We start from the raw sequence: 13,164 nt of genomic DNA, 5'->3' as shown, positions 1-13,164 counted from the left end.
GGGCGGGGGCGGATCATCCGTCCCCGTTTCCTTATCCGCCATCCGATCCGGTCATGCGCAGGACAATGCCAGGCGACAGGATTTCCGGCAGGATCACCTCCGCCCCATGCGCAGGATAATAGACATAGAACGGCACGCCATCACGACCATGATCGTGCAGGAAAGCCGTGATATCGGCGTCCCGCCGGGTCCAGTCGCCTTTCATGTAAACAATTCCGCGCTGCGCAAACGCCGCCTGCACGGCATGGCTGGACAGGGCGACGCGTTCATTGACCAGACATGAAATGCACCACGCGGCCGTCATGTCCACAAAGACGGGACGGCCCTGCGCGCGCAACTGTGCCAGCCGTGCAGGAGAAAAGGCCGAACTGCCATCGGCTACCCTGTTCGCACCGTGCTCATGCATGGCGGCCAGAGGCAGCACACCCCCACCCACGAACGCCACCAGCAGGGCAAGAACCGCCACAGCCCGGTAAAATCCGGCGCGATGCACCCCGTCTTCACGCATATCCGCATGACCAGCCATGCGCAGGCACCAGCAGCCAGCCGCAACCAGCACCAGCCCCACCCCAAGCAGGACAAGTCCGTCGCTGCCACCTTCCAGCCATGCGACCCATCCCAGCCATACACAGGTCGCCAGCACCGGCAGCGCCAGCAGGTGCCGCACGGTTTCCATCCATGCGCCCGGACGCGGCAGCCAGCCCAGCAGACCCGGCATGGCGGCAAGTAACAGGTAGGGTGCCGCCAGTCCCAGCCCGAGGGATGCAAAAATAAGCAGCCCCGTTGCCGGTGACGCAGCCAGCGCGCCCGCTACCGCCGCCCCCATGAACGGCGCGGTACAGGGCGAGGCCAGCACAACCGCCAGCACCCCGGTCAGGAAATCACCCATATGGGCAGGCAGGGCATTACCCAGCGAGCCCAGCCGCATGCCGATGTTAAAGACACCCAGCAGGTTAAGGGCGACCGCAAACAGCAGCAGGCAGATCGTGATGACAAAGCCGGTGGACTGGAACTGGAACCCCCATCCTGCCTGCTGCCCCGCAACCCGCAGGGCCGCGATACAGCCGCCCAGCACCACAAAAGACCCCACAACGCCCGCCGCATACGCCCCGGCCCCGGCAAGGGCCGCCCTGCGTTCCCCGCGCGCCATGCGTTCCAGCGCCAGCACCTTCATCGCCAGCACCGGAAATACGCAGGGCATTAGATTCAGGATCAGCCCCCCCGCGAAGGCCATGGCCAGCAGGACCGCGATGCGTGTCACGTCGTTACCCTGCTGCGCAATGGGGCGGACATCTCCGGGTGCGGGCTGTACCCGCAGGCTGCTCTCGCGGCCCATGCCATCGCGCAGCACCACAATGCCGGACAGACCCGTGCCGTTATGGAATTCCGGCCCCGGATGCAGGGCCAGTTGCACAATTCCATCGCGCACCGCCACGGCCTGCGGCGCATCCTGATCGATCGCCCCCGCCGTTTCGGGCATGAACCACGCCGCCCTTACCGCATCGGCGGAAAGCCCGCTGCCCGCGACCTGCAGGGTTCCTGTGGAGGAGAGCGTCACCGCGAAAGGCGAGGGCACCGGTCTGCTGGCGGCAGCCCGCGCGAAATCGGCCGCCTGCGCCGAGGGATGAGGCTCACCGCGCGGCAGGGTCAGGCTGAAGGTGCCATGTTCGGGCACACAGACGGCGGCACAGACCAGCCAGTCGGCCTCGGCATCAAGGGTAAGCGCACCATCATTGCCTTCCACCGGCGCAGGGGACAGCGTGACCGGCAGCAGCACATCCCCGGTATAGGCGTAGGAGGTCAGCGGCCCGTCATGCAGCACGCGGGGGGTAGGCCATTCGATGGTGCTGGCCTGCCCGCTCGCGCCGCCCCGCGCAGTGACGGACACGGTAGGCGCATCCCCTGCATCGCCGGGATTGATCCAGTAGGTATGCCAGCCGGGTGCAAGGTGCAGCATCAGCCCCACATGCAGCGCACGGCCGGGCATGTAGCTGTCATCATCGGTGACAAGGGTTGCGGTGGAGCGCGTGGTTGTTACCGGCGCGCTCTGCGCGGCATGGGCCACGGGCGCTACGGCAAGCAGCGTGCACAGGATCGACACAAGCCACAGAAGGGGCACAGCAGACTCCACCGGAAAGAAAGGAAAGAAAAACGCGTCCCGGCATCATGCCAAGGATTGCCCCGTTACCATGCCGGACGCCATAAGATCAGGATATGGCTTTCGATCCCACCTTGCAAAACCGACTTGCGCCCCTTCTGTCCGCCGCAGGGGAAAACCTGCCGGTATCCAGCGCCATTCCCGCGCTGAAGGCGGCCCTTGCGCGCACATCCAACGCCGTTCTGGTGGCGCCGCCCGGTGCGGGCAAGACCACGCTGGTCCCGCTGGCCCTGCTGGACGCCCCATGGCGGCAGGACGGGCGGATCGTCATGCTGGAACCCCGCCGACTGGCCACGCGCGCCGCCGCCCAGCGCATGGCCGAACTGGTGGGCGAACAGCCGGGTGGCTTGGTGGGCTACCGCACGCGACTGGATGGCGCGACGTCGGAGCGCACGCGTATTGAAGTCATTACCGAAGGGCTGCTGGTCCGCCGCCTGCTGTCGGACCCCACGCTGGATGGGGTGGCCTGCGTCATCTTTGATGAAATCCATGAACGCTCCGTCGATGCGGATGCCGCCCTTGCCTTCTGTCTGGACCTTCAGCGCAGCCTGCGGCCCGACCTGCGGCTGGTGGCCATGTCCGCCACGATGGACGGTGCCGCCCTGTCGCAGCGCATGGGTGCCGAACTGGTGGAAAGCGAAGGCCGGATGTTTCCGGTCGATATCCGCCACGCGCGGCGCGATCTGGTCCATCGCCGGGATCTGCCCGATGCCATGGCTGCCGCCATCCGCACCGCCCTGGCCGAGGAAGCGGGCGATATCCTTGCCTTCCTGCCGGGCGTGGGTGAAATCCTGCGTGCGCGTAGCGCGCTTGCGGGCGTGGATGCGGATGTCCTTCCGCTGTATGGTGAACTCCCCCCCGCCGAGCAGGATCTGGCCCTGACCCCGCACCCGCAGGGGCGCAGGCGGGTGATCCTGTCCACCTCCATTGCCGAGACATCGCTGACCGTGCCCGGTGTACGCATCGTGGTGGATGGCGGTTTTCGCCGTGTGCCGCGGCTGGACCCCGGCACGGGACTGACGCGGCTTGATACGGTACGCATTTCCCGCGCGGCGGCGGCCCAGCGCGCCGGACGTGCGGGACGTGTCGCGCCGGGCATCGCCATCCGTCTGTGGACGGAAATGACAACCCGCGCCATGCCGCCGCATGACCAGCCGGAAATGATGGAAGCCGAACTGACCGGCCTGCGGCTCGATACCGCCGCGTGGCAGGAGGCGATGGGAACGGACCCCGCTGACCTGCCCTTCCCCGATACGCCCCCCAATGGCGCGTTCGAGGCCGGGCGCAGCCTGCTTCAGGCGCTGGGGGCGCTGGATGATGACGCCCGCATCACCCCGGAGGGCACACGCATGGCCAGCCTAGGCGCCCATCCGCGCCTTGCCGCCATGATGCTGGCTGCCCGCGGTCCCGGCGAATGCGCGCTGGCCGCCGATATTGCCGCCCTGCTGGAAGAACGCGACCCGTTGCGCCCGCGCCGCCCGGCGGGGCCCGCGCGCGGCGCGCCTCCCCCGGCTCCCGCCGATATCCGCCTGCGCCTTGACCTGCTGGCAGGAGGCGATCACCCCGATGCCGACCGCGCCGCCCTGTCACGTATCCGCCACGCCGCCCGACAGTATCGCAGGCGGCTGGGGCTGGGCCGCGATATTGTGGCACAGGGTGACTGCGCGGCCCTGATCGCAGCCGCCTTTCCCGACCGCGTGGCGCAGTCGCGCGGGGATGTCGGCTCCTTCCGCCTTGCAGGCGGGGGGAGCGCGCGCCTGTCCAAAACCGATGAACTGGCCCGGCACGGCCTGCTGGCGGTCGCGGGCATGCATGTGCGCAAGGCGGCGGAAATCTGTCTGGCCGCCCCGCTGGACCGCGACGCGCTGCCCGATAGCGTGCTGGCGCGTGCGAAGGAACAGGTCGAGACCACGCTGGACACCACCACCGGCAGCGTGCTGGCGCGCCGCAGGCTCCGGCTGGGCAATCTCGTGCTGCGCGACCGTACCGTCACAGCCAGCGCGGAGGAAGTATCCAGCCTGCTATGCGCACAGGCGGCGCAGAACCTTGCCGCCACACTGAACTGGACCGATGCCTGCCGCCAGCTTCAGGCGCGTGTGGAACTGGCCCGGACCCGGCTGGACCGTCCCGATCTGCCTGACCTGTCGGACGCAGCCCTGGCCGGAACGACCGGAACATGGCTGGCCCCATGGCTTGCGGGGGTCAGCCGCCTGTCGGTACTGGGGGAAATGGACCTGTTGGCCATGCTGCGCGCCACGATGGACCATGCGACACTGAAATGGCTGGACCGGATGCTGCCCGCCCATCTGGAACTGCCCGGCGGACGGGCGGCGGTGGACTACCTGCAACCCGTGCCGGTCGCCAGCGCACGGGCACAGACCTTCTACGGCGTGACCCAGACACCACGCATAGCGGACGGACGGCTGGACCTGCGCATCGCCCTGCTGTCACCGGCGGGCCGACCACAGGCCATTACCGCCGATCTGGCCGGTTTCTGGGCGGGGTCATGGGCGGATATGCGCCGTGACATGCGCGGTCGCTATCCCCGGCACGACTGGCCGGAAAACCCGGCAACAGCGTCTCCACCCCCGCCACGGCACGGGCGGAACCCATAAATCGGCATGCATTTCCCGACATGAGGGTATGCAGACATGGCATTGCCGCTTTTTTAAGATAACATGGCCCATCATGAATGCTTGTTCCTGCCGCCCCACATGGATACCGACCGCCATGCACCGCCCGGCTTCCCGCCTGCTACCGGTACTGCTGCTGGGCATTCCCGGCCTGACCATGCAGACTGTGGCGGCCTGCGCGCAGGGTGTGGCATCACCCGCCCCACAGCCGACCCCGTCACTGTTTGCCGCGCCGGTGGCGCCGGTCGTCTCGTCCGGGCCGCTGACCTTCGCGCCGCTGGTACGCCAGGTTGGTCCGGCGGTGGTGAACATCGCCGTTTCCCAGTCGGCACAGGACAGCCGACAGGCCCCCGGTCACCAGCCCCTGCCCCCCAGCGTGAAGGGCACGCCATTCGAACACCGCTTCCGCGAGCGGATGCGCGCCCATGGGGAAGAAATGCTGGGGGCGGGTTCGGGCTTCCTGATCGACCCCACCGGCGTGATCGTGACCAATGCGCATGTAGTCGGCGGCGCGGACCAGATTACCGTATCGCTGGCCGATGGCGCTGAATATCCCGCCCAACTCGTTGGCAGCGACGACCTGACGGATATCGCGGTCATCCAGATCCGTGCCCCCCGTCCCCTGCCATTCGTGCCATGGGGCGACAGCAGGCTGGTCAATATCGGCGACTGGATCATGGCCGCAGGCAACCCGTTCGGGCTGGGTTCATCGGTTACGGCGGGTATCGTATCCGCGCGCGGGCGCGACATCGGCACCGGCCCGTTTGACGATTTCTTCCAGATCGATGCGCCCATCAATCCCGGCAATTCAGGGGGACCGTCATTCAATCTGGGCGGGCAGGTGGTGGCGGTGAATACGGCCATCGTCTCCCCCACCGGGGGATCGGTCGGGATCGGGTTCGGGCTGCCATCGGAAATCGTGGCCCCTATTGTAGAGGAACTGCGCCGCAAGGGCCGCATTGACCGGGGGTGGCTGGGGGTTACGCTGGCTGACGGGCCGGGGCATGGTGGTGTGCAGATTGTCGGCATCGACCGTGACGGCCCGGCGATGAAGGCGCACCTGCATATTGGGGATGTCATCATCGCGGTGAATGACGAACCGATTGACACATCACGCATGCTGATCCGCTCCATCGCGGCAAAGCAGCCTGAATCCACGGTGGTACTGCATATCCGTCGCCATCATGAGATACTGGGACTGAACGCCTGTGTCGGCCACCGCCCCGACGAGGACCCGGAAGACTGAACGATCCCCGCCCCAAACGACGTGAGGCAACGTGCATATACTTGTAGTCGAGGACGATCCCACCGTCCGCAATTTCGTGGCCAAGGGCCTGAAGGAAGCCGGACATCTGGTCGAACTGACCGATAACGGCAAGGATGGCCTGTTCATGGCCGTGAGCGAGAAGTTCGACCTGATCATACTCGACCGCATGCTGCCCGGTGGCATTGACGGGGTGCGCCTGCTCGAGACCATCCGCGCGCAGAACAATGCCACCCCCGTCCTGCTGCTTTCGGCGCTGGCGGATGTGGATGACCGCGTGCAGGGCCTCAAGGCGGGGGGGGACGACTATGTGACCAAGCCCTTCGCCTTCAGCGAACTGCTGGCGCGGGTGGAAGCGCTGGGCCGCCGTGGCCGGACCGAAACCGCGCCGCAGACCAAGCTGGAACTGGCGGACCTTGAAATCGACCTGCTGTCGCGCACGGTGCGCCGCGCGGGGCGCAAGATCGATCTCCAGCCACGGGAATTCCGCCTGCTGGAATACCTGACCCGCCACGCGGGGCAGGTCGTGACCCGGACCATGCTGCTGGAAGGCGTGTGGGACTACCATTTCGACCCGCAGACCAATGTGATCGACGTGCATGTCTCGCGCCTGCGACAGAAGGTGGACAAGCCGTTCGATACCCCGCTGATCCATACCATCCGCAATGCCGGGTACATGCTGCGTGCGGAATAGGCGGCACAGCCGCCTGCGGTCCCGGCCGTAATGGCGGAAGGCTTCACACAGGTCCGGCCACGCCGGTCGCCGTGGCGGGCGTGGCGGTCGGCCAGCCTGCGGTTCTCGCTGGCCTATGGCATGCTGTTCGCCCTGTCTTCCGTCCTGTTCATGTCCTTCATGTGGTGGGGCACGATCGGGTTTCTGGAACGTCAGGTCGAAACCGCCATCAACGCCGATGCCCGCGCACTGGCCGAACGCTGGGTCATGGGCGGGCTGCCGACGCTGGCGCTGACCATCGAGGACCGGCTTGAACAGAACCTTGATGACGACGCGATCTATATGGTCATCGACCCGCAGGGCAATTACCTGACGGGCAATGTCTCCGCATGGCCGGGACGCGTGCAGTATACCGACCGCTGGTACACCCTGCCCGATACGCGCGCGGGACTGCGCGGCATGGCGGAACTGCATGCCTACCGCCTGCCCGGCACGGCGCAGACCCATACGGCAGGACAACTGGACAGTGGCTACCGCCTGCTGGTCGGGCGCGATGTGCGCTCACGCGGGGTGCTGCGGCACCTGCTGACCGATTCCCTGCTATGGGCCTGGGTCATGGTCTCCCTGCTTGCGGTCAGTGGCGCGGTGCTGGTGCACGGAATTTTCCGCCGCATGGTCAAGACCGTGGCGCGCACGACCTCCGCCATCGCGCATGGCGACCTGAGCCGGCGCATGCCGCTGGTTGGCAATGGCGACGAGATGGATCAGGTCGCCGAAGCCATCAACGAAATGCTGGACCGCATCGTGCGCCTGATGGATGGCGTGCGGCAGGTTTCCAATTCCATTGCCCATGACCTGCGCACCCCCATCGCGCGGGCGCGCACGCAGCTTGAGGACGCGGCCCTTCACGCCACCACGCCCGATGAACTGCGTGGCGCGATCGAACGCGCGGTCGGCAACCTGGATAACGTGACCGCCGTGTTCGAGGCCCTGTTACGTATTGCCCAGATTGAGGCCGGGGCCCGCCGCTCGGCTTTCATGACATTCGATCTGGTTCCCGTCCTGCTGGATGTGGCGGACCTGTATGAAGCGGTGGCGGAGGAGCATGAGATCGCCCTGGCGCTCGACCTGCCGGCACACCTGTCCTTCTACGGTGACCGGTCGCTGGTGCAGCAGGCCGTGGCGAACATGCTGGACAATGCCATCAAGTTTTCCCCGCCCGGCGGCACCGTCTTCCTGCGCGCCCAGATCCGCGAAATCTCGCCGGGGCGGATAACCGGGCCAACGGGTGAAGGGATGCTGGACCTGTCGGTCAGTGACGAGGGAATCGGCATGACCGAAGCCGACATGGCCCGGGCGACGGAACGCTTCTTCCGGGCGGAAAAGGCCCGCAATACCCCCGGCGCGGGACTGGGTCTGTCCATGGTCCGCGCCATCGTGCAACTGCATGGGGGGCGGATGCATCTTTCGGCCCATAATCCCGGGCTTACGGTTTCGCTCGCCCTGCCCATCGCCGCCTGTGCGCTGACATCGCGCGAAGAAGATTTTCCATCCGATGCGCACATATCAGGCATGACGCAAACGTCACCTTTCCCCCATCAGCATGACATGAACAGTAGCGTAAAGTAACGCCATGAACATGCACCCCGCCATGACGCCCGCCATCGTCGTGATGAGCTTCTGCCTGTGCGGTGCATCACCCGCCCCGGCAGAGCCGGGCAACATGGCGCGCGTGATTACCGCACGGGACGGGGCGGACAAACCCGTCATCATCACCAGCGACACCAAGGCCTACTGCAACAGGCTGCTGAACATCATCGATGCCTACGGCCCTGCCCTGCCGCAGGATGTGGACAGCCTGCGCATGCAGGGAGAAGACATGTGCCGCATCGGGCGCATCCGCTCAGGGATCGTACGACTCCGTCGTGCGTTGGTCGAACTGAAGGAGACCACGCATTCATGATTTTCACACGCTTTCGTTCCCTTACCCGTCGCCATGCCCTTCCTGCCCTGCTGGCCGCCGCCAGCCTGTATCCGGCCGTAACGCTGGCGCAGGGCACCGGTGCGAACACCGACTCCGCCCCATCCGACGAAACCCGGCTTGAACTGACCGCATCGGGTACGGTGCAGGCCCAGCCCGATCAACTGACCGCCACCTTCTTTGCCGAATCCCGGGCGGACACTGCTGCGGCGGCGCAGGCACAGGTCAATTCACTGATCGGCAAGGCCATATCCGCCGCCGCGCAGACCCCGGACCTGACGGTCAATGCCGAGTCGTATTTCGTCCAGCATGAAGATGCCGACACCCGTCAGAACCGCAGGGCGCAATGGGTCGCCCGCCAGACCATCCGGCTGACGGCGGCTGATGGCAAGACGCTGCTGCCACTGGTCGGGCAGTTGCAGGCGGAAAACCTTGCGCTGACGCGGCTTGACTGGTCGGTATCGCGCAAAAAACGGGCTGAACTGACCCGACAGGCGGAAACCCTCGCACTACAGGATATGCAGCAGCGCGCCCATGCCGCCGCCGATACCCTGAAGCTGAAGATTTCATCCCTCGCCTCCGTCTCGCTGGACGATCAGGACATGCCACGCCCGATGCCCATGATGATGGCGCGTGCCGCCAGCGCCGACATGATGGCCCCATCCGCCCCCACGGGGATGCAGGATGTTACAGCCACCGCCCGCGCGACCGTGCTGCTGACGCCATAGGGCAATACCCAGATCCCCATGCCGGGGATGGATATGAAAAAGGCCCGGAGAGTATCTCTCACGGGCCTTTATTCATTTCATGGACCGAAAACCGGGCGCTTCAGCGCGGGGCCAGCACCATGATCATCTGGCGGTTTTCAAGCTTGGGCATATGCTCAACCTTGGCCAGTTCGTCCATCTCGGCCCGAATGCGTTCGAGAACCTTCACACCCAGATCCTGATGCGCCATTTCACGGCCACGGAAACGAAGGGTCACCTTCACCTTGTCCCCTTCGCCGATAAAGGTCTTCATCGCGCGCATTTTGACCTGATAATCATTTTCATCAATGTTCGGACGAACCTTGACTTCCTTGATTTCAATGACTTTTTGCTTCTTGCGCGCTTCGTTACGCTTCTTCTGCTGCTCGTACTTGAACTTGCCGTAGTCAAGGACCTTGGCCACGGGCGGTTCGGCGTTCGGGCTGATTTCGAGCAGGTCGAGCCCGACAGAATAAGCGCGTGCCAGTGCATCACGCGTGGACATGATGCCAAGCATCTCGCCCTCTTCGTCGATCAGACGCACCTGCGGTACGCGGATCTCTTCATTGACACGGGGGCCCTCTCGGTTCGGCGGAGTGGGCATGGGGGGTCTGGCTATGGTCAGCTCCTGTAACTGTTTCATTCAAACGGCAGGCAGGGCCATCCCGCATGCCTACGCGCCGGGGGCCGGAGCCACCGAAAACGCGCGGGCAGGGAATGACCTTGCATTATGGAAGATATGTGACGCAAAGATGCGCCCCAGATCAAGTACTGTCTTGCCCGGCAGCCGTGAAAACAGCCATGCAGTCACGGCACGGGAATGCGCTTTCAGCCGCGCGCACGCCGGATATCGGGTGGCAGGGCCTCATATGCAAGGGCGGACACCGCTTCATCCAGCGGCAGCACGTCCTGCGCCTTGCCGCCAAGGCGGCGCATGGCGACGGTGTTTTCTTCCGCTTCCTTGCGCCCGACCACCAGGATGACCGGCACGCGGGCAAGGCTGTGCTCGCGGACCTTGGCGTTGATCTTCTCGTTCCGCAGGTCGGCTTCAACAACCAGCCCCGCCGCGCGCAGGGTATCGGTTACATGCTGCGCGTATTCCGCCGCATCGGTCACGATCGAGGCCACGACCACCTGCACCGGAGCCAGCCACAGCGGGAAGCGACCGGCATGCTGTTCGATCAGGATGCCAAGGAACCGTTCGAAGGAACCAAGGATGGCCCGATGCAGCATGACGGGCCGGTGGCGGGCGCTGTCCTCACCGACATAGGAGGCATCGAGCCGTTCGGGCAGAACGTAATCCACCTGCAATGTGCCACACTGCCAGTCACGGCCGATGGCGTCGCGCAGCACGAATTCCAGTTTCGGGCCATAGAAGGCACCCTCGCCCGGATTATGTTCATAGGCAACGCCCGCCATGTCACAGGCAACCTTCAGCGCGTTTTCGGCGCGGTCCCATGTCGCGTCATCACCGGCGCGCTGTTCGGGACGGTCGGCAAACTTCACGCGGAAATGCTCGAAGCCCAGATCCTGATACACATCGGACAGCATCCGCACGAAACGGGCGGTCTCATCCGCAATCTGGTCTTCCGTGCAGAAGATGTGCGCGTCATCCTGCGTAAAGCCACGTACACGCATGATGCCATGCAGCGCGCCCGACGGTTCGTAACGGTGGCAGGCGCCAAACTCCGCCATACGCAGCGGCAGTTCGCGATACGAACGCAGCCCATGGCGGAAGATCTGCACATGGCATGGGCAGTTCATCGGCTTCAGTGCGAGGGTCTTGTCCTCGTCCTCGACCGTGGCGATGAACATGTGCTCGCGGTATTTGTCCCAGTGGCCGGATGCTTCCCACAGCCCACGGTCAACCAGTTGCGGGGTGCGCACTTCCTGATAGCCGTTGCCGTTCTGGGCGCGGCGCATATAGTCCTGCAGCACCGAATACAGCCGCCAGCCCTTGGGATGCCAGAAGATCTGGCCCACGGCTTCTTCCTGAATGTGGAACAGGTCCATTTCCCGGCCAATGCGGCGATGATCGCGCCGTTCGGCTTCCTCAAGCTGATGCAGGTGAGCTTCGAGTTCCTTACGGTCACGCCATGCCGTGCCGTAAATGCGCGTCAGCATGGGATTGCGATGATCGCCGCGCCAGTAGGCGCCCGCCACCTTCATCAGCTTGAAAGCATTCCCCACGTCAGCCGTGCCACGCAGATGCGGCCCACGGCACAGGTCCAGCCATTCGCCCTGACGGTAGATGGAAATTTCCTCGTCTTCGGGCAGGTCGCGGATCAGCTCGGCCTTGAAGCGCTCGCCTTTGGCCTCAAAAAATTCGATGGCCTGATCACGCGGCCATGCTTCGCGCACGAAGGGTTCGTTCGCGGCCACGATTTCGCCCATGCGCTTTTCAATCGCGGCGAAATCTTCCGGCGTGAAGGGTTCGTTGCGGTAGAAATCGTAATAGAAGCCGTTTTCGATGGACGGGCCGATCGTGACCTGCGTGCCGGGAAACAGCGACTGCACCGCCTCGGCCAGCACATGGGCGGCGTCGTGGCGGATCATTTCCAGCGCTTCGGGGTCCTTGCGGGTGATGAAACGGACATGGGCGTCATGATCGACCGCGCGGCCGATATCCATGAGCTTACCGTCCACTTCCATGGCAAGGGCGGCGCGCGCAAGGCCCGCACCAATGGACTGCGCCACGGTAGTGCCCGTCACTGCCCCGTCAAAGCGGCGAACGGATCCGTCAGGCAGGGTTATGGCAGGCATGGTTTCATTGCTCCGGTATGAAGATATTCCGCTGTAATGGCGTCAGGCGAGCGTCGCCGCAACCCTGTCCACGCGCACAGTGGCCAGATCGCGCACATAAATCACCTTTACCTGCCCCGGATACTGCCCCACCGGGGCGGTCAGCGCCGGGTTGCTGTCTGCCGAAAACAGCACGGTGGCGGGCACGCCCAGCGCTGCGGCCATGTGCATCGGCCCGGTATCATTGCCCACGGCACAGGCCGCGCGCGCAAGCACTCCACCCAGTTCCAGCAGGCTGGTCCGGCCCGTCAGGTCCAGCACCGTGGGGCATGCGCGGCGGATAATGGTGGCAAGCGGCGTTTCCGCCTTACTGCCGACAACAACGGGCAGCAGCCCTTTCGCGTGCAAATGTGTGGCAAGGGCCGCATACCGCTCCACCGGCCAGCGCTTGGCGGGACGATGGGCGGCGGCCCCCGGCACCAGCACGGCGTACGGCCCCGGCAGAACAGGACCACCCCGCGCCAGCCATGACAGGTCGGGCACCGGCAGGCTGTCGAGTCCCGCATGACGCAACTGGTCACGCTGACGGGTACGGGTATGCATGAAGCGACGTTGCGGGCTGTCATGCACCGCCACTGCGCCCCGCCCGATTCCCGACCACGCCTTCATGCCCGACAGGCGGAAATAGCGCGTGCTGCGTCCCGATGTCTGCAGATCGTAGATGAAATCATAGGAACGCAGCATCCGCCGCAGGGCCATGACCGCGCGCAGGTCATGCCAAGGCGGACGGCTGTCCGTCAGCACATGGTCGAACCATGGCGCGTGCTGCCCCAGTCCGGCAAAGGCGGGCTGGGTCAGCAGATCAACCCGGTCATGCGCATGATGGGCGCGAATGGCGGCGAAAGGTGCGAAGGACTGGACAAAATCGCCCAGCGCACCCAGCCGGATCACCAGAATGCGGGCCATG

Annotated in this window: 10 protein-coding genes; 6 read left to right on the top strand and 4 right to left on the bottom strand. The window is 65.2% G+C overall.

Annotated features, from left to right (window positions below; all coding sequences use genetic code 11):
• Positions 1–31: 31 nt before the first annotated feature.
• A complete protein-coding gene (locus tag CFR79_RS09750; protein WP_110547809.1) occupies positions 32–2,119 on the bottom strand; it encodes a protein-disulfide reductase DsbD family protein in 2,088 nt (695 codons plus the stop codon).
• 95 nt (positions 2,120–2,214) lie between these two features.
• Here CFR79_RS09750 and hrpB point away from each other — a divergent pair, with 95 nt between their 5' ends.
• The 6 genes from hrpB (at position 2,215) to CFR79_RS09720 (ending at position 9,437) form a co-directional block, all read left to right on the top strand.
• Positions 2,215–4,773 (top strand): ATP-dependent helicase HrpB, encoded by a 2,559-nt coding sequence (hrpB, locus tag CFR79_RS09745; protein WP_181417413.1) that lies wholly within the window; start codon positions 2,215–2,217, stop codon positions 4,771–4,773.
• A gap of 115 nt (positions 4,774–4,888) precedes the next feature.
• A complete protein-coding gene (locus CFR79_RS09740; protein ID WP_181417412.1) occupies positions 4,889–6,037 on the top strand; it encodes a S1C family serine protease in 1,149 nt (382 codons plus the stop codon).
• A gap of 31 nt (positions 6,038–6,068) precedes the next feature.
• A complete protein-coding gene (locus CFR79_RS09735) occupies positions 6,069–6,749 on the top strand; it encodes a winged helix-turn-helix domain-containing protein (protein WP_102325606.1) in 681 nt (226 codons plus the stop codon).
• Between the two features lie 30 nt (positions 6,750–6,779).
• Positions 6,780–8,357, top strand: coding sequence for a sensor histidine kinase (locus CFR79_RS09730; protein WP_102325605.1), 1,578 nt, complete (start codon positions 6,780–6,782; stop codon positions 8,355–8,357).
• A gap of 4 nt (positions 8,358–8,361) precedes the next feature.
• The gene (locus CFR79_RS09725; protein WP_102325604.1) at positions 8,362–8,691 is read left to right on the top strand and encodes a hypothetical protein; all 330 of its coding nucleotides are present in this window, start codon (positions 8,362–8,364) and stop codon (positions 8,689–8,691) included.
• Entirely contained in the window at positions 8,688–9,437 is a 750-nt protein-coding gene (locus CFR79_RS09720; protein ID WP_110547783.1) for an SIMPL domain-containing protein, read from the top strand. Before CFR79_RS09725 ends, CFR79_RS09720 begins: the two co-directional genes overlap by 4 nt.
• 100 nt (positions 9,438–9,537) lie before the next feature.
• Here the strand turns inward: CFR79_RS09720 and infC are convergent, their stop codons facing one another.
• The 3 genes from infC to CFR79_RS09705 all read right to left on the bottom strand — a co-directional run bounded on the left by infC (position 9,538) and on the right by CFR79_RS09705 (position 13,163).
• On the bottom strand, positions 9,538–10,059 hold the full coding sequence (gene infC / locus CFR79_RS09715; RefSeq protein WP_014105241.1) for a translation initiation factor IF-3: 522 nt from the start codon (positions 10,057–10,059) through the stop codon (positions 9,538–9,540).
• Positions 10,060–10,283: 224 nt separating this feature from the next.
• Positions 10,284–12,218: a threonine--tRNA ligase gene (gene thrS, locus CFR79_RS09710; protein ID WP_110547782.1), complete on the bottom strand. Its 1,935-nt coding sequence runs from the start codon at positions 12,216–12,218 to the stop codon at positions 10,284–10,286.
• A gap of 42 nt (positions 12,219–12,260) precedes the next feature.
• Positions 12,261–13,163, bottom strand: a complete 903-nt coding sequence (locus CFR79_RS09705) for a glycosyltransferase family 9 protein (protein WP_110547781.1) — start codon at positions 13,161–13,163, stop codon at positions 12,261–12,263.
• Position 13,164: the final 1 nt, after the last annotated feature.

This window comes from Komagataeibacter saccharivorans (assembly GCF_003207825.1).
GTDB classification, from domain to species: Bacteria; Pseudomonadota; Alphaproteobacteria; order Acetobacterales; family Acetobacteraceae; genus Komagataeibacter; species Komagataeibacter saccharivorans.
This window is presented reverse-complemented; position numbering and strand designations above follow the sequence as displayed.